This window comes from Streptomyces koelreuteriae, from assembly GCF_018604545.1.
In the GTDB taxonomy this organism is placed as follows: domain Bacteria; phylum Actinomycetota; class Actinomycetes; order Streptomycetales; family Streptomycetaceae; genus Streptomyces; species Streptomyces koelreuteriae.
In genome coordinates this window covers 2349169-2370795 of record NZ_CP075896.1, presented here as the reverse complement: position 1 = coordinate 2370795, position 21627 = coordinate 2349169, and the positions used below count along the sequence as shown (strand labels likewise).

22 protein-coding genes and 2 riboswitches are annotated in these 21627 nt (G+C 70.6%); of the genes, 17 read left to right on the top strand and 5 right to left on the bottom strand.

What is annotated here, in order from left to right:
* Positions 1 to 66: 66 nt before the first annotated feature.
* On the bottom strand, positions 67 to 1242 hold the full coding sequence (gene gcvT / locus KJK29_RS10315) for a glycine cleavage system aminomethyltransferase GcvT (protein ID WP_370869127.1): 1176 nt from the start codon (positions 1240 to 1242) through the stop codon (positions 67 to 69).
* A riboswitch (glycine riboswitch) is annotated at positions 1233 to 1361 on the bottom strand. (Overlaps the previous gene by 10 nt.)
* A 1-nt stretch (position 1362) precedes the next feature.
* A riboswitch (glycine riboswitch) is annotated at positions 1363 to 1464 on the bottom strand.
* Positions 1465 to 1646: 182 nt separating this feature from the next.
* On the opposite strand from gcvT, the gene KJK29_RS10310 reads away from it, so the two are divergent.
* From KJK29_RS10310 to KJK29_RS10265, 10 genes are all read left to right on the top strand, one after another.
* On the top strand, positions 1647 to 2315 hold the full coding sequence (locus tag KJK29_RS10310; protein WP_215124223.1) for an AAA family ATPase: 669 nt from the start codon (positions 1647 to 1649) through the stop codon (positions 2313 to 2315).
* Positions 2316 to 2968: 653 nt separating this feature from the next.
* Positions 2969 to 3757 carry an enhanced serine sensitivity protein SseB gene (locus KJK29_RS10305; protein ID WP_215118406.1) on the top strand — a complete coding sequence of 263 codons (789 nt, stop codon included), beginning with the start codon at positions 2969 to 2971 and terminating at the stop codon, positions 3755 to 3757.
* A 163-nt stretch (positions 3758 to 3920) separates the two neighbouring features.
* A complete protein-coding gene (locus KJK29_RS10300) occupies positions 3921 to 4721 on the top strand; it encodes an enhanced serine sensitivity protein SseB C-terminal domain-containing protein (RefSeq protein WP_215118405.1) in 801 nt (266 codons plus the stop codon).
* A gap of 330 nt (positions 4722 to 5051) precedes the next feature.
* On the top strand, positions 5052 to 6050 hold the full coding sequence (locus KJK29_RS10295; protein ID WP_215118404.1) for an ABC transporter permease: 999 nt from the start codon (positions 5052 to 5054) through the stop codon (positions 6048 to 6050).
* An 8-nt stretch (positions 6051 to 6058) separates the two neighbouring features.
* The gene (locus KJK29_RS10290) at positions 6059 to 7825 is read left to right on the top strand and encodes an ABC transporter substrate-binding protein (RefSeq protein WP_215118403.1); all 1767 of its coding nucleotides are present in this window, start codon (positions 6059 to 6061) and stop codon (positions 7823 to 7825) included.
* A 91-nt stretch (positions 7826 to 7916) separates the two neighbouring features.
* Entirely contained in the window at positions 7917 to 8927 is a 1011-nt protein-coding gene (locus KJK29_RS10285; RefSeq protein ID WP_215118402.1) for an ABC transporter permease, read from the top strand.
* Entirely contained in the window at positions 8924 to 10006 is a 1083-nt protein-coding gene (locus KJK29_RS10280; RefSeq protein ID WP_215118401.1) for an ABC transporter ATP-binding protein, read from the top strand. Before KJK29_RS10285 ends, KJK29_RS10280 begins: the two co-directional genes overlap by 4 nt.
* A complete protein-coding gene (locus KJK29_RS10275; RefSeq protein ID WP_215118400.1) occupies positions 10003 to 11139 on the top strand; it encodes an ABC transporter ATP-binding protein in 1137 nt (378 codons plus the stop codon). The genes KJK29_RS10280 and KJK29_RS10275 overlap by 4 nt, the downstream gene beginning before the upstream one ends.
* A gap of 64 nt (positions 11140 to 11203) precedes the next feature.
* Positions 11204 to 11878, top strand: coding sequence for a trimeric intracellular cation channel family protein (locus KJK29_RS10270; RefSeq protein WP_215118399.1), 675 nt, complete (start codon positions 11204 to 11206; stop codon positions 11876 to 11878).
* Positions 11879 to 12329: 451 nt separating this feature from the next.
* Entirely contained in the window at positions 12330 to 13190 is an 861-nt protein-coding gene (locus KJK29_RS10265; protein WP_215118398.1) for a thioesterase family protein, read from the top strand.
* 597 nt (positions 13191 to 13787) lie between these two features.
* Here KJK29_RS10265 and KJK29_RS10260 read toward each other — a convergent pair.
* A complete protein-coding gene (locus KJK29_RS10260) occupies positions 13788 to 14426 on the bottom strand; it encodes a TetR family transcriptional regulator (protein ID WP_215118397.1) in 639 nt (212 codons plus the stop codon).
* A gap of 115 nt (positions 14427 to 14541) precedes the next feature.
* On the opposite strand from KJK29_RS10260, the gene KJK29_RS10255 reads away from it, so the two are divergent.
* The 3 genes from KJK29_RS10255 to KJK29_RS10245 all read left to right on the top strand — a co-directional run bounded on the left by KJK29_RS10255 (position 14542) and on the right by KJK29_RS10245 (position 16372).
* Positions 14542 to 14709 (top strand): hypothetical protein, encoded by a 168-nt coding sequence (locus tag KJK29_RS10255; protein WP_184598666.1) that lies wholly within the window; start codon positions 14542 to 14544, stop codon positions 14707 to 14709.
* 65 nt (positions 14710 to 14774) lie between these two features.
* Positions 14775 to 15041 (top strand): DUF4190 domain-containing protein, encoded by a 267-nt coding sequence (locus tag KJK29_RS10250; RefSeq protein ID WP_215118396.1) that lies wholly within the window; start codon positions 14775 to 14777, stop codon positions 15039 to 15041.
* Positions 15042 to 15202: 161 nt separating this feature from the next.
* Positions 15203 to 16372 carry a cysteine desulfurase family protein gene (locus KJK29_RS10245; RefSeq protein ID WP_215118395.1) on the top strand — a complete coding sequence of 390 codons (1170 nt, stop codon included), beginning with the start codon at positions 15203 to 15205 and terminating at the stop codon, positions 16370 to 16372.
* Between the two features lie 37 nt (positions 16373 to 16409).
* On the opposite strand, the gene KJK29_RS10240 is transcribed toward KJK29_RS10245, so the two are convergent.
* Positions 16410 to 17075 (bottom strand): N-acetylmuramoyl-L-alanine amidase, encoded by a 666-nt coding sequence (locus tag KJK29_RS10240; RefSeq protein WP_215118394.1) that lies wholly within the window; start codon positions 17073 to 17075, stop codon positions 16410 to 16412.
* Between the two features lie 60 nt (positions 17076 to 17135).
* Between KJK29_RS10240 and mnmA the strand changes: the two genes are divergently transcribed.
* On the top strand, positions 17136 to 18266 hold the full coding sequence (gene mnmA, locus KJK29_RS10235; protein ID WP_215118393.1) for a tRNA 2-thiouridine(34) synthase MnmA: 1131 nt from the start codon (positions 17136 to 17138) through the stop codon (positions 18264 to 18266).
* A gap of 46 nt (positions 18267 to 18312) precedes the next feature.
* On the opposite strand, the gene KJK29_RS10230 is transcribed toward mnmA, so the two are convergent.
* Both KJK29_RS10230 and KJK29_RS10225 read right to left on the bottom strand, forming a co-directional pair.
* Entirely contained in the window at positions 18313 to 19095 is a 783-nt protein-coding gene (locus KJK29_RS10230; RefSeq protein ID WP_215118392.1) for an alpha/beta fold hydrolase, read from the bottom strand.
* Positions 19096 to 19156: 61 nt separating this feature from the next.
* Positions 19157 to 19480, bottom strand: a complete 324-nt coding sequence (locus KJK29_RS10225) for a DUF427 domain-containing protein (RefSeq protein WP_215118391.1) — start codon at positions 19478 to 19480, stop codon at positions 19157 to 19159.
* 80 nt (positions 19481 to 19560) lie between these two features.
* Between KJK29_RS10225 and KJK29_RS10220 the strand changes: the two genes are divergently transcribed.
* The 3 genes from KJK29_RS10220 to KJK29_RS10210 are packed head-to-tail and all read left to right on the top strand — an operon-like array spanning position 19561 to position 21617.
* Complete coding sequence (locus tag KJK29_RS10220; RefSeq protein WP_215118390.1) at positions 19561 to 20364, top strand: class I SAM-dependent methyltransferase; 804 nt, start codon at positions 19561 to 19563, stop codon at positions 20362 to 20364.
* Entirely contained in the window at positions 20361 to 20900 is a 540-nt protein-coding gene (locus tag KJK29_RS10215) for an LOG family protein (protein ID WP_215118389.1), read from the top strand. Before KJK29_RS10220 ends, KJK29_RS10215 begins: the two co-directional genes overlap by 4 nt.
* Before the next feature lie 18 nt (positions 20901 to 20918).
* Positions 20919 to 21617, top strand: coding sequence for an SDR family oxidoreductase (locus tag KJK29_RS10210; RefSeq protein WP_215118388.1), 699 nt, complete (start codon positions 20919 to 20921; stop codon positions 21615 to 21617).
* The last annotated feature ends 10 nt before the right edge of the window (positions 21618 to 21627 follow it).

The following is a 21627-nucleotide window of genomic DNA, read 5'->3' as shown; positions in this document are numbered from 1 at the left end:
TGAGACGGCCCGGGACCGCGGTGGCGGCCCGCGCGCCGGTGCCTGCTTCTGGCGCTGGGCCAGTCTCTACTTCTGGCGCTTGTAGAACGGCAGCGCCACGACCTCGTACGGCTCGTGACTGCCCCGGATGTCCACGGCCACACCGGGTGTGCCGGGAGCCGCGTGCGCGGGGTCGACGTACGCCATCGCGATCGGCTTGCCGAGCGTCGGGGAGGGCGCGCCGGAGGTGATCTCGCCGATCACCTCACCGCCGGTGACGACCGGGTACCCGGCTCGCGGGACCCTACGGCCCTCGGCGACGAGGCCGACCAGGACGCGGGGCGGGTTCTGCTCGGCGCGCGCGGCGGCCTCGGTGAGGGCCTCGCGGCCGACGAAGTCGCCCTCCTTCTCGAACTTCACCACCCGGCCGAGCCCGGCGTCGAAGGGCGTCAGGGAGGTGCTCAGCTCGTGCCCGTACAGCGGCATGCCCGCCTCCAGGCGCAGCGTGTCGCGGCAGGACAGCCCGCACGGGACCAGGCCGGCGGCCTCGCCCGCCTTGGTCAGGGCCTGCCACAGCTCGACCGCGTGCTCCGGCTTCACGAACAGCTCGAAGCCGTCCTCGCCGGTGTACCCGGTGCGGGCGATCAGCGCCGGGACGCCCGCGACGGTGCCGGGCAGGCCGGCGTAGTACTTCAGGCCGTCCAGGTCGGCGTCGGTGAGGGACTTCAGGATCCCCGGGGACTCGGGGCCCTGTACGGCGAGCAGTGCGTAGGCGTCCCGGTCGTCGCGCACCTCGGCGTCGAAGCCGACGGAACGTTCCACCAGGGCGTCCAGGACCACCTGGGCGTTGGAGGCGTTGGCGACGACCATGTACTCCTGCTCGGCCAGCCGGTAGACGATCAGGTCGTCGAGGATGCCGCCGTCGGCCTGGCAGATCATGGTGTAGCGGGCGCGGCCGGGCTTGACCCCGCCGATGTTGCCGACCAGCGCGTGGTCGAGCAGGGCGGCGGCCCCGGGGCCCGTGACGGTGATCTCGCCCATGTGGGAGAGGTCGAACAGCCCGGCCTTCGTGCGCACGGCGTTGTGCTCGTCGCGCTCGGAGCCGTAGCGCAGGGGCATGTCCCAGCCGGCGAAGTCGGTCATCGTCGCGCCGAGGGCACGATGCAGGGCATCGAGCGCGGTGTGGCGGAGTTCTCCTGTACTGCTCACGGTCGGTCGTCTCCCAAGGCATAAGGCATGACGGGCGAGGTCGTTCCTCCCCATCTGTCATCGGAACCTGAGAGGTTCGCCATGACCGCGCAGGTCATCGGCTTGCACCTTGGGTGGGGCCACGCCGCTTCCCCGGACTCCGGAGGAAGGGTGCGGCCCGCTTTTCAGATGTGCCTCGCCCGCGCGGTAACGGGGCCTGAGAGATTCAAGGGAGGGACTTGCTCCTTCGGCGCCCCAGTGGTGAAACGGTGCTGGGGACTCTCCCGCGCGGATTCAAACGGCCGGTATGCAGTTGGCGGGCACATCATTGCACGCATCGTCGCGGGGTGGCAGGGGGACCACCCTGTAGCAGGGCTGTTGCAGGAAGAGGACTAAAACCAGAGACATCGGGCATTACCTTCTCTTTACACTCGGCGGGCATGGGACTCCGTACCTGGCCCCAGGGGAGGACGATCACGGTGAACAGGACCACCGCGTACGCCACGACGTCGGGCATCGCGCTGCCCGAGCAGCCGGCCGCTCCGGTGCGTGCGGTCTGCGGCCCGCAGCCCGCGCCGGTCGTCCGCGATCTGCGCGAGCGCGCCGGCCGCGGCCCGCACGCGCTGCTGTTCGGCTCCCGCGACATCGTCGTGGTCACGGGCCTGCCCGGCAGCGGCAAGTCCACGCTGATGCGGCGCACCGTGCCGGGCCGGCGCATCGACTCCCAGGACACCCGCGACCACTGGGACGGCCGCATGCCGCGCGCCCTGCCGTACGCGGTCTACCGCCCGCTCGTCCGCCTCGCCCACTACGCCGGGCTGCGCCGCGCCCTGCGCACCGGTGAGGGCGTCGTCGTGCACGACTGCGGCACCCAGGCCTGGGTCCGCCGCTGGCTCGCCCGCGAGGCCCGCCGCCGGGGCGGCACGCTCCACCTGCTGATGCTCGACGTCACCCCCCAGCAGGCCCTGGCCGGCCAGCGCGACCGCGGCCGGGGCGTCTCGCGCTACGCCTTCCTGCGCCACCGCGCCGCCACCACCCGCCTCCTCCACGAGGTCGAACGCGGCGAACTCCCCACCGGCTGCGGCTCAGCCATCCTCGCCGACCGCGACGCAGCAAACACCCTCCACCGCATCGCCTTCACGGGCTGACGCCCCGGGCGCACGGGGCTGCGTTCACGGCCCGACTGTGGTGGGCACGGGCCGGCTGTCCAGGGCTGGGGGTTGTGGTTCATGGGGCCGGTGATCCGGGGCCGGGGAGTTGTGGTTCGGGCCGGTGACCCGTGTGCACGGGGCGGTGCCGTCGGCCGGGCGTCCGGGAAGAAGGGGCCGTCCGCCGACCCCGCTGTGCGCAGGGGGGCCGGCGCGCGCCGGGGAGCACAGGCCGTCCGCGTGCGGCCCCGTGCAGCGGGCCCGCGTCCGCGGTTGGTGAGCCCGGAGGCGGGGGCGGCGGCGCGGCGGTCGGCGATCCGTGTGTATAGGACAGGCATCCGCGCGGTCGTCTGCGCCGGACAGCCCAGCCCATCCGCATTCCGGCCCTGAGCCGTGTGCACGCGGCAGGCGCCTGCGGTCGGTGCGCCGCGCACAAAGCCCGTCCGCCCGCAGCCCCGGCCGTGTGCCCGCGGCACGCATCCACGGTCGGAGCACCCCCCACACACAGCCCGTCCTCCCGCCAGGATTCGGCAGGCCCGGGGCCGCCGTCCGGCCACCCCCGTCACCAGTCATGCTTCACGGGGTGGCAGCCCCCCGTTCCCGAGCCGCTAGCCTTTCAGTCACAGCAGTGGTTTCAGGCAGGCGGTAGGCAGATGGACTTCCCGGCGGACTTCTCCGCGGACTTCCCGGCGCAGACGCAGACACACCCGCACGGCGGATGGCCCGGCAACGAGCTGGAGGAGGTGCTCTCGGCCTCCCTCGGTGCCGGGCCGTCCGCCGGCGGGCGGATCGTCGAGGTGCTCGGCCGGAGCTTCGTGTGGATCCCGCTGCCCAGCGGCGGCGGCCCGCAGAGCGGCCCCCTCGATCTCCCCGGCATCGAGATCGAGGGCCAGGCGTACGTGCCGGTGTTCAGCTCCGAGGAGCAGTTCCGCCAGGTCGTCGGCTCGCACATGTCGTACACCATCGCGCCCGCCGTGGAGTTCGCCCGCGGTCTGCCCCCGCACGCGGGGATCGCCATCAACCCCGGCGGCGTCGTCGGCGTCCCGCTCCCGCCGCCGGCCGTCGCCGAGCTGTGCCGGGCCGGCCGGACCCCGCTGGACGGCCCCGCGAGCGGCGGACGGGTCCGCCTCTTCGAGCCCGACTGGCAGGACGACCCGGTGGACTTCCTCGCCGCCGCCTCCGCCGAGTTCGAGGCGATCGGCGTCGTCGTCACCGCCCGCCGCTGCCTCGCCGCGATCGAGACCGCCGACCCGGTGATGTTCGTCGGCGTCGAACTCTCCCAGTGGGAAGGCGACCTGCGCGCCCTCCCGCTGGACGCCCTCACCCGCGCGGTCACCGAGTCCCCGGCCCCCTGGCCCGTCAACCTGGTGCTCCTGGATGTGGCGGAGGACCCGGTGGGCAATTGGATGAAGGACCGGGTCCGGCCCTTCTTCCAGCGGTAGGTCAGGCACCTCAGGGGCGCGGGGCTGTGACACTATGCGGCTCCGCCGCGTGGGGGCGACGAGCCACATACGAACCGCACTCGCGAACCGGCACCAATCTCCGGGCACCTGCGCGGGCTTAAGCTAGGTCACGGTCGAGGCGTTGTACGAAGGGGCGGTAAAGGTGAGCGCGAGCGGCACGGCCGCGGCCGGACAGGTCGAGCACATGCTGCGCCAGGTCACGCCCGGGCGTTATGACGCCTATGAGGCCCTCCTGCGCGCGCTCGCGACCCCCCACAGCGGCCAGATCTGGATGCTCCTGTGGCAGGGCCAGGCCGGATCCCCCGACGCCCAGTACGGAAACATGGAGGTCGAGGGCCACGGCTACGCCCCCTGTGTGACCTCCGCGCAGGAGCTCTCGGCCAGCGGCTGGAACCGCAGTTACGAGGTCGTCGACGGCATCGACGTGGCCCGCGCCCTCTACCCCGACCACTACGGCCTCTGGCTCAACCCGCACGCCCCCGGCGGCGGCGTCGGCATCCCCTGGCTCGACCTGCGGCGGATCGCCACGGGCCTGGACCGCCAGCCCGCCGGACCCCTGCGGCTGTCCGAACCGGCCATCGAGATCCCGCAGTTCTACGCCCTGCTCGCGCAGAACGCCCACCGCACCCCGGCCGTCCGCTCACTGCGCCGCGCCTGGGTCCAACCCGCGCTCGGGGCGCCGTATCTGGCCATCGGACTGGACGTCTACGACACCTCGCCGCCGGCCGTGGACTCGGTGCGCGCGATGATGCAGCAGTCCCTCGGCGCCGTACCCGACGGGCTCCCCGTCTCGACCGTCGCGATGTCCGACGAGCACGACCCGGTCGCCATGTGGCTGCGCGCCGGCGCACGCCCCTTCTACGACCGTGAGGCCCACGCCACCGCCCCCGTCCAGGCGCCGGCTTCGGGCTACGGATACCCCCCGGTCCAGGGCAGGTACTGACTCCGCCCCCAGGTCCCTCAAGGCCGTCCCCGAACGCGACGACCTTTCAACTCTCCGCGCGTAGATAAGGGTAAAAAGGGCGGCTGCGTCCTAATATGCCCCTGACGTTGCGCGTCCGACCCCTGCTACCCGCTGTCCGGATAACGGAACCTCGCAGACAGCATCACGTTTACGCATCCTTTCATCGCCAAGTCTGGCAACAGATCGCCAAAGCGTTGAAGACTCCCCGCAAGACACGGGCCGGGTCGGTCTCGTGTACGAGACAAACAAACCGCTACAGCGGCAGCCAGGGGGTCGGCCATCGCCGGCCCGAGAGGGGTCAATCGCACCGTGACCGCACCGATCGAGACCACCGGGGCGGAAGCCGGAGCACAGCCCGAGGCCGTGCTCGCCGGGGTCAAGAAGAGCCAGATCGAAGGGCGCTCGCTCACTCAGATCGCCTGGATGCGCTTCAAGCGGGACAAGGTGGCGATGGCGGGAGGCGTCGTCGTCATCCTGCTCGTCACGATGGCGGTGCTCTCCAAGCCGATTCAGTGGATCTTCAACCTCGATCCCAACAAGTTCAACCAGGACCTCATCGACCCCGCTCTGCTCGCCCCCAAGGGCGGCTGGGGAGGCATGAGTTGGGACCACCCGCTCGGCGTGGACCCCCAGTACGGCCGGGACATGCTCGCCCGCATCATCGACGGCTCCTGGGTCTCCCTGCTGGTCGCGGGCGGCGCCACGCTGCTGTCCGTGTGCATCGGCACCGTGCTCGGAGTCGTCGCCGGGTACTACGGCGGCTGGATCGACAGCGTCATCAGCCGGATGATGGACACCTTCCTGGCGTTCCCGCTGCTGCTGTTCGCCATCTCGATCTCGGCCTCGGTGCAGGACGGCTTCTTCGGTCTCGACGGACTGTCCCTGCGCATCTGCGTGCTGATCTTCGTGATCGGCTTCTTCAGCTGGCCGTACATCGGACGCATCGTGCGGGCGCAGACCATGACCCTGCGCAAGCGGGAGTTCATCGAGGCCGCCACGAGCCTCGGAGCGCGCGGTCCGTACGTCCTGTTCCGGGAACTGCTCCCCAACCTCGTCGCGCCGATCCTCGTCTACTCGACGCTGATCATCCCGACGAACATCCTGTTCGAGGCCGCGCTGAGCTTCCTCGGCGTCGGTATCGCTCCGCCGCAGGCCTCCTGGGGCGGCATGCTCAGCAACGCTGTGGATCTCTACACGGCTGATCCGCAGTACATGTTCGTGCCCGGACTGGCGATCTTCATCACCGTCCTGGCCTTCAACCTGCTGGGTGACGGGCTGCGTGACGCCCTCGACCCTCGCAGCAAGTGATCCATCGAATGAGGGGGCTTCCTCAGGTGAAGACGAGAAGGGTGACCGCCGGCGTTGCGTCGGTCCTGGCACTGTCGCTGGGTGCTGCCGCGTGCGGCGGCGGAGGTGACGACAACGACGGGGGAGGCAACGGCAAGAAGGACGCCGCGCTGAACTCGATCGTCAACGCGTCGAGCAAGAAGGGCGGGACGGTCTCGTACGAGCACTCGGACGTGCCGGACTCCCTCGACCCGGGCAACACGTACTACGGCTGGGTGCAGAACTTCTCCCGCCTCTACGGCAGAACGCTCACCACGTTCAAACCGGCGGCGGGCAAGGAAGGCCTGGAGGTCGTGCCGGACCTCGCCGAGGGCCTCGGCAAGTCCAGCACGGACGCCAAGACCTGGACGTACAAGCTGCGTACGGGTGTGAAGTTCCAGGACGGCACCCCGGTGACGTCCAAGGACGTGAAGTACGCCATCGAGCGTTCCAACTTCGCGCCCGAGGCGCTGTCCAACGGCCCGACGTACTTCAAGGCGTACCTGGACGGCGGCGACAAGTACAAGGGCCCGTACAAGGACAAGTCCGCCGAGGGCATCAAGTCCATCGAGACGCCGGACGACCAGACGATCGTCTTCAAGCTGAAGCAGCCGTTCGCCGACTTCGACTACCTGGCGACGTTCTCGCAGACGGCCCCGGTGCAGCAGTCGAAGGACACCGGCGCGAAGTACGTGCAGTCCATCCAGTCCACGGGCCCGTACCAGTTCCAGTCCTACGAGGAGGGCCGCGGCGCCACCCTCGTGCGCAACCCGCAGTGGGACGCGAAGACGGACCCGATCCGCAAGGCTCTGCCGGACAAGGTCACGATCAAGTTCAAGGTCAACCCGGTGACGGTCGACAACGACCTGCTCTCCGACAAGATCACGGCTGACGCGGCCGGCACGGGTGTGCAGCCGCAGACCCAGCCGAAGGTCCTGCGCGGCCCGAAGGCCAACCAGACGGACAGCTCCTACGCCGGTGCGACGCAGTACATCGCGCTGAACGTGAACGTGAAGCCGTTCGACAACGCCGACTGCCGCAAGGCCGTTCAGTGGGGCCTCGACAAGCAGTCGGTGCTCGACGCCATGGGCGGTTCGCCGAAGGGCGACGTGGCGACCACGCTGCTGCCGCCGTCGGTCAACGGCTACACCAAGTTCGACACCTACGCGACCGAGGGTCACAAGGGTGACGTGGCCAAGGCCAAGGCGGCGCTGAAGGCGTGCGGCAAGCCGAACGGCTTCAACACGATCCTGACGGCCCGTTCCGACCGGCCCGCCGAGGTCGCGCAGGCCACGGCCGTCCAGGCGTCGCTGAAGAAGATCGGCATCAACGTCGAGATCAAGCAGTTCCCCTCCGGCAAGTACTTCTCCAACTTCGCCGGTGTCCCGAGCTACGTCCACGACAACAAGCTCGGCATGCTCTCGATGGCGTGGGGCGCCGACTGGCCGACCGGCTACGGCTTCCTCGACCAGATCATCAACGGTGCGGCCATCAAGCCCTCGGGCGGCAACAACCTGATGGAGCTGGACGACCCGAAGATCAACAAGGCCCTGACGGACGCGATCGCCAACACCGACGACGCGGCCCGCACCAAGGCCTGGGGCGACATCGACAAGATGGTGCTCGACAACGCCTCGGTCGTTCCGATCATCTACCGCAAGAACCTGCTGCTCAGGCCGACGTCCGCGGCCAACGTCACGGTCACGCAGGCCTACCTCGGCATGTACGACTACCTGCTGATGAGCTCCGCGAAGTAAGCCAGCAGGCCGGATCCTTTCGAAAGGCAGGTGAAGGCACCGGGTGGCCGCGTCGGACGATCCCGCCGCGGCCACCCGGGGCCGTACAGCTGTGGCTGCGTACATCCTCCGACGCGTCATGGGCGCCGTGCTGTTGCTGCTGGTGGTCAGCGCAGTCACTTTCGCCATCTTCTTCCTGGTTCCCCGCATCGGGGGCCAGACGGCCGACCAGTTGGCCACCCAGTACGTCGGCAAGGACGCGAACCCCGAGTCCGTCGCCGCGATCAAGCAGAACCTCGGCCTGGACCAGCCGGTCTACGTCCAGTACTGGGACTTCATCAAGGGCATCGTGATCGGCGCCGACTACAAGTTCGGTCCCGACGCGACGCACTGCAGCGCACCCTGCTTCGGGTACTCCTTCAAGAACCACGTCGAGGTGTGGCCCCAGCTTCAGGAACGGATCCCCGTCTCCTTCTCGCTGGCCGTCGGCGCCGCGGTGATCTGGGTGGTCTTCGGTGTCACGACCGGTGTGATCTCAGCGCTGCGCAAGGGCAAGCCCATCGACCGCATCGCCATGTTCATCGCCCTCTCCGGCGTCTCGCTCCCGATCTTCTTCACCGGCCAGATCCTGCTCGCGCTCTTCGTCTACGAGATCCCCATCTGGGACAGCGTCGACTACGTCCCCTTCACCGAGAACCCCGCGGAATGGGCCTGGCACCTGATCCTGCCCTGGGTCAGCCTCGCCTTCCTCTTCTCGGCTCTCTACGCCCGGCTCACCCGGGCGGGCATGCTGGAGACGATGGGCGAGGACTACATCAGAACGGCCCGGGCCAAGGGTCTGAAGGAGACCACGGTCGTCGCCAAGCACGGCCTGCGCTCCGCGCTGACCCCGATCGTCACGATCTTCGGCATGGACTTCGGTCTGCTGGTCGGCAGCGCGGTGCTCACCGAGACGGTCTTCTCGCTGCAGGGCATCGGCGCCTACGCCATCCAGTCCATCCAGCAGAACGACCTGCCCATCATCATGGGTGTGACCATGGTCGCCGCGTTCTTCATCGTCTTCTGCAATCTGATCGTCGACCTGGTGAACGCCGCCATCGACCCCCGGGTGAGGTACTCGTGAGCAAGCTCGACAAAGCCGCTCTCGGCGAACCGGACCCCGTCGCCCCGTCCACCGCGGACGACGTGTTCCTGTCCGTACGGGATCTGCGCATCCACTTCGACACGGACGACGGTCTGGTCAGGTCGGTGGACGGCGTCAGCTTCGACGTGCGCAAGGGCAAGACCCTGGGCATCGTGGGCGAGTCCGGCTCCGGCAAGTCCGTCACCTCCCTCGGGCTGATGGGCCTGCACCGCTCGGCCCGTGCCAAGGTCTCCGGCGAGGTGTGGCTGGACGGCCAGGAGCTGATCGCGGCCGACCCCGACGAGGTACGGCGGCTGCGCGGCCGGAAGATGGCCATGATCTTCCAGGACCCGCTGTCGGCGATGCACCCCTACTACTCGGTCGGACACCAGATCGTCGAGGCGTACCGGGTCCACCACGACGTCAGCAGGAAGGCCGCCAAGCAGCGGGCGGTCGAGATGCTCGACCGGGTCGGCATCCCCGAGCCGGCCAAGCGCGTGGACGGCTACCCGCACGAGTTCTCCGGCGGTATGCGCCAGCGCGCGATGATCGCCATGGCGCTGGTGAACAACCCCGAGCTGCTCATCGCCGACGAGCCGACCACCGCCCTGGACGTCACCGTGCAGGCGCAGATCCTCGATCTGATCCATGATCTGCAGAAGGAGTTCGGCTCCGCGGTCATCATGATCACCCACGACCTGGGTGTGGTCGCCGAGATGGCCGACGACCTGCTGGTCATGTACGGCGGCCGGTGCGTGGAGCGCGGTTCCGCCGAGGACGTGTTCTCCGAGCCCCGGCACCCCTACACCTGGGGTCTGCTCGGCTCGATGCCGCGTATGGACCGGGAGGAGACCGACCGGCTCATCCCGATCAAGGGGGCTCCGCCCTCCCTCATCAACCTCCCGTCCGGCTGCGCCTTCAACCCGCGCTGCCCGTACGCGGACCTCCCGAAGGACAACGTCACCCGCACGGTCCGCCCCGAGCTGACCGAGGTCGGCGGCGGTCACTGGGCCGCCTGCCACATGACCCAGGAGCAGCGGGAGCGTATCTGGACCGAAGAGATTGCGCCGAAGCTGTGAGCGACGAGAAACCGGTGACCAAACCGGACACCAGCGGGGCCACCCTCACCAAGGACTCCGCCGCCGACGGCGAGATCCTGCTGAAGGTCACCGGCCTGCAGAAGCACTTCCCGATCCGCAAGGGCCTGCTCCAGCGGCAGACCGGCGCGGTGCGCGCCGTCGACGGCATCGACTTCGAGGTCCGCAGCGGCGAGACGCTCGGCGTCGTGGGCGAGTCGGGCTGCGGCAAGTCCACCATGGGCCGGCTGATCACCCGGCTGCTCGAACCGACCGGCGGCTCGGTCGAGTTCGAGGGCAAGGACATCACACACCTCGGCACGAGCGATCTGCGCCCGATGCGCCGTGATGTGCAGATGATCTTCCAGGACCCCTACTCCTCGCTGAACCCCCGGCACACGATCGGCACGATCGTCGGCGCCCCCTTCAGGCTCCAGGGCGTCGAGCCCGAGGGCGGCGTGAAGAAGGAGGTCCAGCGGCTGCTGTCGGTGGTCGGCCTCAACCCCGAGCACTACAACCGCTATCCGCACGAGTTCTCCGGCGGCCAGCGCCAGCGCATCGGCATCGCCCGCGCGCTCGCGCTCAACCCCAAGCTGGTCGTGGCCGACGAGCCGGTCTCCGCGCTGGACGTGTCGATCCAGGCGCAGGTGGTGAACCTGCTGGACGACCTTCAGGAGGAACTGGGCCTGACGTACGTGATCATCGCGCACGACCTGTCGGTCGTCCGGCACGTCTCGGACCGGATCGCGGTGATGTACCTCGGCAAGATCGTCGAGCTGGCCGATCGCGACAAGCTGTACAAGTCGCCGATGCACCCGTATTCCAAGGCCCTGCTGTCGGCTGTGCCGATACCGGATCCGAAGCGCCGGGGCACCAAGAGCGGGCGCATCCTGCTCAGGGGCGACGTGCCCTCGCCGATCGCCCCGCCGAGCGGCTGCCGTTTCCACACCCGGTGCTGGAAGGCGACCCAGATCTGCAAGACGACCGAGCCGCCGCTCAAGGAGCTGCGGGCCGGGCAGCGCGTCGCCTGCCACCACCCGGAGAACTTCGAGGACCAGCAGCCGCAGGACACCGAGCTGCTGATCTCGGCCCACAAGGCCGCCGCGGAGAAGACCACTCCCTCCGTCGAGAAGTGATTCCGCCCGAGCCCCCGCCCCTCACTCGGGGGGCGGGGGCTCGGCCGTGGGTAAAAATGTTCGGGTGCTCCAGGAACTCTTCACCCCGTCCGTCCAGCACTCGCTCGAGCTGATCGGCATCTTCGTCTTCGCGATCTCCGGCGCCCTGCTGGCCGTCCGGAAGAACTTCGACGTGTTCGGCATGGCCGTCCTCGCCGAGGTCACCGCACTGGGCGGCGGTCTCTTCCGCGACCTGGTCATCGGGGCGGTGCCGCCCGCCGCCTTCACGGACCTGGGGTACTTCCTCACCCCGCTGCTCGCCACCCTCCTCGTCTTCTTCCTGCACCCCCATGTGGAACGCATCCAGGTCGCCGTGAACGTCTTCGACGCGGCCGGCCTCGGCCTGTTCTGCGTCGCCGGGACGACGAAGGCGTACGAGTACGGGCTCGGCCTGACCGCCTCCGCGTGCCTGGGCATGGCCACCGCGGTGGGCGGGGGAGTGCTGCGGGACGTGCTCGCCAACGAGGTGCCCTCCCTGCTGCGCTGGGACCGCGACCTCTACGCGGTCCCGGCGATCGTCGGCTCCACCATCGTGGTGCTGTGCATCCGGTACGACGCCCTGTCCCCGCTGACCAGCGCCCTCGCGGTGATCACCGGCTTCGTCCTGCGGCTGCTCGCGATGCGGTACCACTGGCGAGCCCCGCGGGCCTGGCACCGGCGGTCCACGGTGAGCGAGGAGGAGGAGCCCGTCCTGCCGTGACGGGCACGCGGCCCGTCATCGCCGTCAGCCACATGCACGGTCGTCGGGGCCTTCGCGGCGTGCTCGAGCGCCACGGCGTCCTCGTAGCCGTCGTGCGGCCGGCCGGAGAGGCACAGCGCGAGCCGCGGCGGGACGGGCGCCTCGCGGAGCAGCGTGTACGGGTCGTTCCCCGGCACGCAGGGCGGGGCTCCGCGCGGCGAGCGAGTCGCGCTCGCCCAGCCCCCGGGGGCGGACCGCCTTCGCCGAGCCGGGGTAGCCGGGCAGCAGCTCGACGCCGGTTCAGCGCGATACCGCCCGTGCCGTCGGCGCCCAGATCGGCCGCCTGCCGCACATGGTCGCCGGTGCCGAACAGGTCGTCCCACTGAGAAGTTGCCCATGTCTCACCAAGTCGGGGGCGCGGGCCGAGCGAGAAAAGCTACCGCTTAGTAGTCGGTTCTTGTACTGTTCAGCCATGCCAGAAGCAGCCACCGCCCCGGACGTCCGGGCCACGATCGGCGACAGCGAGTTCGACCGCGACACCGCGCTCACCCCCCGTGCGCCCGGCGTCTACGACATCGACCTCTCCGCCGGCTGGACGATCATCAGTGCCGTCAACGGCGGCTATCTGCTGGCCGTCCTGGGCCGCGCGCTCGCGGACGCCCTGCCGCATGCCGACCCGTTCACCATCTCGGCGCACTACCTGACCGCATCCCAGCCCGGCCCGGCGGTCGTCCGCACGGACCTCGTCCGCACCGGCCGCACCCTGTCGACCGGCCAGGCCTCCCTCTTCCAGTACGACGACGAGGGCCGCGAGGTCGAACGCATCCGCGTCCTCGCCTCCTACGGCGACCTGGACGCCCTGCCCGACGACGTCCGTACGACGGCCCAGCCGCCCGCGATCCCGCCGATGGAGCACTGCTTCGGCCCCGAGGACGGGCCGGCCCCCGTCGACGGCAGCTCGGCCATCGCCGACCGTCTGATGCTCAAGCTGGACCCTTCGACGCTGGGCTGGGCCCTCGGGCAACCGTCCGGCAAGGGCGAGATGCGCGCCTGGTTCGGTCTCGCGGACGGCCGCGACCACGACCCGCTCTCCTTGCTGCTCGCGGTGGACGCCCTGCCGCCCACCGCCTTCGAGATCGGGCTGAAGGGCTGGGTCCCCACCGTCGAGCTGACCGTGCACGTCCGCTGCCGCCCGGCACCGGGCCCCCTGCGCGTCTCGATCACCACACGCAACCTCGCCGGCGGCTTCCTGGAGGAGGACGCCGAGGTCTGGGACAGCGCCGACCGCCTGGTCGCCCAGTCCCGGCAGCTCGCCCGGGTCAGGCTCGGCTGAATTTTGCCTCACTGACAGGCAGATCACAGGGCGTCCCGAGGGGAGTCCTGAGCGGCGTTGGTTGAGTGCTCGCCTCAGGACTTCCTCATCCTCCCTGGAGCTGTCTCTCATGAAGCGTGCCCGTCTCCTTCCTGCCGTGGCCCTGCTGGCGTTGTCGCCCCTCGCTCTGGCGGCCTGCGGCTCGGGTGACTCCTCGTCGTCCTCGAACAGCGGCGGCGACTCCGGACAGCAGCAGGCGTGCCAGGCGCCGTCGGGTGCGCCTTCGGGGGCTCCGTCCGGTGCGCCGTCGGGCGCCGCTTCCGGGGGTTCGAAGCCATCGGGTATGCCGTCGGGTACGCCGTCCGGGGCGCCTTCGGGTGCGCCCAGCGGTGCGCCAGGCGGCGCTCAGGGCGGCCCCGGCGGTGGCCAGGGCGGCGGCTGCGGCGGGCCGGGCGGCGGTGGTCAGGCCTCGGGCGGGCAGGGGCAGCAGACCCCGCAGGCGCAGAAGGAGCAGTAGGCGTAGAGGGTACGGAGGGGCCGACGGGACCCTCCGGGATACGACAGGGGCGGCGTGCTCGGCGAACGGGCGTGCCGCCCCGGTGCGTTGTGCGCGGGAGGTCAGTCCAGCCAGTGGTGGCGGCCGAGGCCGATCAGCCGCATCTGGCGGGTCGCCACCTGTGTGACGTGCCGCGTCCGCTCCGCACGCTCCTTCTCCGGGCCCTCCAGCGCCTCCAGGAAGAGCGACGCCGTGATCAGCATCTGGTCGACGTAGAGGTGCGCGAGCATCAGCAGGTCGTCCTCGGTCCACCCCTCGGACACCGAGTCCTTGGCCAGCTCCTCCTTGACCTCCTGGGCGAAACGCACCAGTTGCTCCCGTATCGCCTCCCGTACCGGCTGGACTCCGCCGTGCCGTTCACGGGCGATGAATCGGACATGCGCGGGGTACCCGTCGACATGACGGGCAATCAGCTCGATGGCGCGGGTGATGCGTTCCTCGTGGTCGCCGGTCGTGGACACCGTCGTCCGGATCATCGGGTGCAGGCTGCCCAGCGCCTCCTCGACCAGGGCCACGCCCAGATCCGCCGTGGAGCGGAAGTGGCGGTAGAAGGCCGTCGGGGCGACACCGACGGCGCGCGTGACCTCGCGCAGCCCCAGGCTGCTCAGGCTCTGCTCCTCCAGCAGCCCCAGGGCCGCGTCCAGGAGTGCCTGCCGGGTCTTCTGTTTCTGGGCCTGCCGGATGCCGAGGGTGTGACTCATACCATGCAGTTAACAACTGTTCTCTGGAATTGAAAAGTCATAGGAGACGCTAGACTGGGAAGTCAGTGAACAACTGTAACCACAACCGTTCACCGAAACCCTGGGGGCTGTACCCATGCTGTTCATCGTCGCCGCGCTCCTGCTGCTGGGAGTCGTGCTGGGCACCGTGGCCCACGCGCCGCTCACCTTCTCCGTCGCCGCCGGCGTGGTCATCGCCGCCTGGCTCGGCATCTTCGCGATCCGCGAGCGCCACAGCCGCCGGCGTCACACGCAGGCCCACTGACCCGGGCCCACCGGCTCAGGCCCGCCGACCACCGTTCCCTTCGACCCGACTGGGAGTCGACCATCATGCAGCTCACCGCTCCGGCCTCGCGCCGCACCGGTATCCGCGACACCGACGGCATGGCCGTCGCGTCCTTCATCCTCGGCCTGCTCGGCCTGCTCGTCCTCAACCTCTTCCTCGGCCCGATCGCCATCGCGCTCGCCAGCATCGCCCTGTGGCGCGGCACCGAGCGCCCCGGCCGCGCCTACCTCGGCCTCGGCCTGGGCATCGCGGACCTGCTGGTCCTGGCGGCGTTCATGGAGTTCGACAGCTCGATCTCCTGGAGCTTCTGAGCCGCACTCCTGAGCCGCTGAGCCGCCGTCGGACGACCGTGCGCCGGCACGGCGCGGCCGAGCCCGTGGACGACGGGCGGCAGCCGCGCGGGAAAGCGGTTCACGTTCGGCCAACCTTGCTCTGAGGCCCGTGGAACCGGAGCCGTAGAATCGGGCTCACCATGGCTTACCTCGACCACGCCGCGACCACCCCGATGCTTCCGGAGGCGGCAGAGGCGCTCACCGCGCACCTGGGTGCCACCGGCAACGCCTCCTCCCTCCACTCATCCGGCAGGCAGGCCCGCCGTACCGTCGAGGAGGCCCGCGAGACCCTCGCCGAAGCCCTCGGCGCCCGCCCCAGCGAGGTCGTCTTCACCTCGGGCGGCACGGAGGCCGACAACCTCGCCGTCAAGGGCCTGTACTGGTCACGCCGCGACGCCGACCCGGCCCGCACCCGCGTCCTCGCCAGCCCCGTCGAGCACCACGCCGTCCTCGACGCCGTCCACTGGCTCGGCGAACACGAGGGCGCCACCATCGAGTACCTGCCGGTCGACGCCCACGGCCGTGTCCAGCCGGACGCCCTGCGCGAGGCGATCGCCCGTAACCCCGACGACGTGGCCCTCGCCACCGTCATGTGGGCGAACAACGAGATCGGGACGATCCTGCCGATCCGCGAACTCGCCGATGTGGCAGCGGAGTTCGGCGTCCCCCTGCACTCGGACGCCGTCCAGGCCTTCGGCCAGATCCCCGTGGACTTCGCCGCCTCCGGCCTCGCCGCGATGACGGTCTCCGGCCACAAGATCGGCGGCCCCTACGGCATCGGCGCCCTGCTCCTCGGCCGCGAGCACGCCCCCGTACCGGTCCTGCACGGCGGCGGCCAGGAACGCCATGTGCGCTCCGGCACCCTCGACGTACCCGCCATCGCCTCCTTCGCGGTCGCCGGACGGCTGGCCGCCGAACAGCGCGAATGGTTCGCCCGCGAGGTCGGCGCCCTGCGCGACACCCTGGTCACCGCCGTCCGCTCGGCCGTGCCGGACGCGATCCTCGGCGGCGACCCCGCGCCGGAGGGCCGCCTCCCCGCCAACGCGCACTTCACCTTCCCCGGCTGCGAGGGCGACTCCCTCCTCCTCCTGCTCGACGCCCAGGGCATCGAATGCTCCACCGGCTCCGCCTGCACCGCCGGCGTCGCCCAGCCCAGCCACGTCCTCCTCGCCACCGGCACCGACCCCGACCTCGCCCGCGGCACCCTCCGCTTCTCCCTCGGCCACACCTCCACCGAGTCCGACGTCAAAGCCCTCGCGAAGGCCATCGGCCCGGCGGTGGAACGGGCGCGGGCGGCGGGGCTGACGTAGCGCGGCGGGACCGACGTAGCGAGCAGGGACCGGCCGGTCAGGCCGGTGCCGTGCGCGCCCGCTTCACCAAGCGCATGTACTTGTCCCAGTCCCAATGCGGCCCCGGATCCGTGTGGTCCGTGCCCGGGACCTCCACGTGGCCGATGATGTGCTCGCGGTCGACGGGTATGTCGTAGCGCGCGCAGATGCGGGCCGTGAGGCGGGCCGAGGCCTCGTACATCTCGTCCGTGAAGTCCTGGGGGCGGTCCACGAAGCCCTCGTGCTCGATGCCGACGCTGCGTTCGTTGTAGTCGCGGTTGCCCGCGTGGTACGCCACGTCCAGCTCGCGGATCATCTGCGTGACGTGCCCGTCCTGGCGGACTATGTAGTGCGTGGCCGCCTGGTGCCCCGGGTCCTGGAAGGCCTTCACCGCGCTGTCGAAGCTGCCCTGCGTGACATGGACGATCACCATGTCTATGCCGAAGTCGTCCGGGCGGTCCGCCCGCCGCCAGTTCGCCTCCGACGCCGCCACCCAGCGGGCGCCCGTGTAGTCGACCTCGCCCGCCTTGCGCGGCTTCTCGACGCCGGGAGTCCGCCACCACAGGCGCGCGAGCTCGTCCCGGGCCAGCGCGGCCGTGCCCGCCGCTGCCGCCGCCCCGCCGATCAGCAGCGCGCGACGCCCGACCTTCCGGTCGCCGTCCTTCGAAGCCTTCCGCTGTCCCATGTGATCGTCAACGGATACTCGTGAGCCCTGGTTCCCGCGCCCCCGTACCCTGGAAGGGCTATGACTGAAACCCCGCAGCGCTCCCGTCCCCTCCGCGTCCTGGCCGCCATGTCCGGCGGAGTCGACTCCGCCGTAGCCGCCGCCCGCGCGGCCGAGGCCGGTCACGATGTGACCGGCGTCCACCTCGCGCTCTCCGCCAACCCCCAATCCTTCCGGACGGGCGCGCGCGGCTGCTGCACCATCGAGGACTCGCGCGACGCCCGCCGCGCCGCCGACGTCATCGGCATCCCCTTCTACGTGTGGGATCTCGCCGACCGCTTCCGCGAGGACGTGGTCGAGGACTTCGTCGCCGAGTACGAGGCCGGCCGCACCCCCAACCCCTGCCTGCGCTGCAACGAGAAGATCAAGTTCGCCGCCCTCCTCGACAAGGCGCTCGCGCTGGGCTTCGACGCGGTGTGCACCGGCCACTACGCCAAGGTCGTCACCCTCGCCGACGGCACCCGTGAGCTGCACCGCGCCTCCGACATGGCCAAGGACCAGTCGTACGTCCTCGGCGTGCTGGACGACCGGCAGCTCGCCCACGCGCTCTTCCCCCTCGGCGACACCCTCACCACCAAGGACGAGATCCGCGCGGAGGCCGAGCGCCGGGACCTCGCGGTGGCCAAGAAGCCCGACTCCCACGACATCTGCTTCATCGCCGACGGCGACACCCAGGGCTTCCTCGCGGACCGGCTCGGCAGGTCCGAGGGCGACATCGTCGACGAGTCCGGCAACCGGATCGGCACGCACGAGGGCGCGTACGGCTTCACCATCGGACAGCGCAAGGGCCTGCGCATCGGCACCCCGGCCCCCGACGGCAAGCCGCGCTACGTCCTCGACATCTCCCCGGTGGACAACACGGTCACGGTCGGCCCGGCCGCCGCGCTGGACGTCAGCGCCCTGACCGCGATCAAGCCGCGCTGGTGCGGCGCCGCCCCCACGGGCCCCGGCACCTACACGGCCCAGCTGCGCGCCCACGGCGGCGAGACCGAGGTGAGCGCCGAACTCGTCGACGGCTCCCTGGAGGTCACCTTCACCGAGCCGGTCCGCGGCGTCGCCCCCGGCCAGGCGATCGTGCTGTACGACGGCACCCGCGTGGTGGGCTCGGCGACGATCGCCTCGACGACCCGGGCGACGGCGGGCGTGGCCTGACGGAGTCGACCGACGGCGTCGGCCTGACGAGGCCCCGCCGTCGGCCCTAGCCCTGCAGGAAGAAGTCCGTCAGCACCGGCGTCAGCACGTTCGGCTCGACCATGTGCGTCTGGCCCTGGAGCGTGCGGCACGTGCCCGTGGGGACCGAGTCCGCGATCGCCCGGGCCGCCTCGCGCAGCCAGGCGGGGCTCGCGTCGCCCGCGACCGCCAGGACGGGGACCCCGACCGCGGCCAGCCGGTCGCGGGGCACCCGGCCGTCGCGCATGACGGCGTCGTCGTAGGCGAGGCTCCCGGCGATCGCCTCCATGCCGGCCCACATGGGGGACTGGCGGGCCCCCTGGATCATCCCCTCGGCCAGACCGGCCAGCCGCAGGAACAGCTCGACCGCGTCCCCGCGCCGTCCCTCGCCGAGCGCCTCCGTCAGCCGCCCGGTGTACTCCGCGCGCTCCTCGGCGCCCTCCTCGGACATCGCGAACGGCGTCTCGTACACCGCGACGCGCCGCACCGGCAGCCCGCTCGCCGCCGCCTCCAAGGCCAGCGCCCCTCCCGAGGAGATGCCGTACAGGAACGCCTCGCCGCCCACCGCCTCGATCACCGCCGCCAGGTCCTCGAGCTCACGCTCCACGGCGTACGGCGCGGTGTCCCCGCTGGCGCCCCGGCCCCGGCGGTCGTACACGACGGCCTGGAAACGCTCCGAGAGCGACACGGCCAGCGGCGCCAGCGTGCCGCCCGTCGACATCGCGCCGCTCACCAGGACGACCGCGGGGCCCTGTCCGGTGCTCTCGTAGGCGATGCGGGTGCCGTCGCGCGAAAGGATCTTCTTGTCCATGCTCATGCAGACTGCCGCACGGCGGGGTGTTCATCGGTGAGGCGGGCCGAGCGTCGGCCGATCACATCACTTCCACCTCGTAGAAGCACAGGTGGTCCTTGATCTCAGCGACGTCCGGCTCGGGATCCGGATACGCCCACACGAGGTCCGCCGCGCCCGGCAGCGACCAGTAGGAGGCGTCCCCCTTGAACGGGCAGTGTGTGTGAGTGCCCGACGGTGTCAGCAGATCCAGGCGTACGTCCTCGGCGGGGATGTAGTACCGCTCGGGACAGCCCGTCTCGCGCAGGACCAGCGACCGGTCGCTCTCCGCCAGGATCTGTCCGCCGTGCACCACGCGCACGTGGCGGCCGCTCGGTTCGACGGTGATGCGGTGCCCTCTGGTCACGATCGCCCTCCTTGGGTAGCCGAGTCCTTCGATACAGCGCACGCTGTAGCGGAGTTCTTCCCACGCCGCAGGAGGCCCCGATGCGAGCAACGGAACCGGCCGGAAACCGCAGCACCCTGGCCCACCAGGTCAGGTACGCCCTGCGCCACCCGGGGCGCGTGCCCGCGCACGCCCGGCGCGCGGCGCGGGACGCCTGGCTGCGGCTGCGCTACCGCGACCACATCTCCTACTACCGCGCCGTCATGGCCTCCGACGCGGCCCGCAGCGCGGAGGCGGCGGTGGGGCACAACCCCTCCCGCGAGGCGTGGGCGCGGATCGGGCGCATGCAGTTCGACTACCTGGTGGGGCACGGCCTCCAGCCGCGGCACCGGATGCTGGAGATCGGCTGCGGCAATCTGCGCGCCGGGCGTCTGTTCATCGACCACCTCGACGCCGGCCACTACTACGGCATCGACATCTCGCCGCACATCCTGCTCGCCGCCCAGGACACCCTCGTCGCCGAGGGCCTCCAGTCCAAGATGCCCTACCTGGCGCTCGCCGACGACCTCACCTTCGCCTTCCTGCCCGACGCGCACTTCGACGTCGTGCACGCGCACAGCGTCTTCTCGCACTCGCCGCCGCACGTCATAGAGGAGTGCTTCGCCCACGTCGGCCGGATCCTCGCACCCGGCGGCTTCTTCGACTTCACCTTCGACCGCACCGAGGGCGAGGAGCACCAGGTGCTCCACGAGGACTTCTACTACCGGACGCGGACGCTCACCGAACTCGCCGCCAAGCACGGCCTGGACGCCCGGTTCATGGACGACTGGGAGAAGCTCCCGCACCGGCAGTCCAAAATGCGGGTCACCGCGGCTCCCGACCGGGCCCGTACGGTGGGCTCATGAACATCTGTGTCTTCCTCTCCGCCGCCGACCTCGACGAGCGCTACACCCGTCCCGCGCGGGAGTTCGCCACCCTGCTGGGCAAGGGCGGACACACCCTGGTGTGGGGCGGCTCGGACGTCGGCCTCATGAAGGTGGTCGCCGACGGTGTGCAGGAGGCGGGCGGCCGGCTCACCGGCGTCTCCGTGAAATTCCTCTCGGCGAAGGCCCGCCCGGGCGTCGACGAGATGGTCGTCGCCGAGGACCTCGCCGAGCGCAAGAGGATCCTGCTGGAGAAGGCCGACGCCGTGGTCGTCATGGTCGGCGGCACCGGCACGCTCGACGAGGCGACCGAGATCCTGGAGCTGAAGAAGCACGGCCACACGGACAAGCCGGTCGTGCTGCTCAACACCGCGGGCTTCTACGACGGCCTGAAGGAGCAGTTCCGCCGCATGGAGGACGAGGGCTTCCTGCCCCGCCCCCTCACCGACCTGGTGTTCTTCGCGGAGGAGCCGGTGGGCGCCCTGGCGTACCTGGAGGAGAGCCGCGGCATCGAGTGACCTGAGGCTGATGCGAGCATGGCGGGCATGGCTACTCATGTGATCACCGGAGCGGGCTCCGGCATCGGCGCGGCCGTGGCCCGCCGTCTGCACGCGCGCGGGGACGACCTCGTGCTGCACGCGCGCGACGCGGGCCGCGCCAAGGAGCTGGCGGCCGAGTTCCCGGGGGCGAAGACGCTCGTCGGGGACCTGTCCGACCCCGACAGGCTCTCCTGGGCCTTCTCCCACCAGTCGCTGCCCGACCGCGTGGACTCGCTGCTGCACATCGCCGGGGTCGTCGACCTCGGCCCCATCGGCGAACTCACCCCGAAGACCTGGCGCCATCAGCTCAACGTCAACCTCGTCGCCCCCGCCGAGCTGACCCGGCACTTCCTGCCCCAGCTGCGCGCCGCCCGGGGCCACGTCGTCTTCGTCAACTCCGGCGCCGGCCTCAACGCCCACGCCGGCTGGTCCGCGTACGCCGCGTCCAAGCACGGCCTCAAGGCCCTGGCGGACTCCCTGCGCCACGAGGAGCACGCGGCCGGCGTCCGGGTCACCTCGGTCTACCCCGGCCGCACCGCCAGCCCCATGCAGGCCAAGGTCCATCAGCAGGAGGGCAAGGAGTACGACGCCGCCAAGTGGATCGACCCGGAGTCGGTGGCCACGACGATCCTGACGGCCCTGGACCTGCCGAGGGACGCCGAGGTCAACGACCTGACGGTGCGACCTGGGAACTGACCCCGGCGGA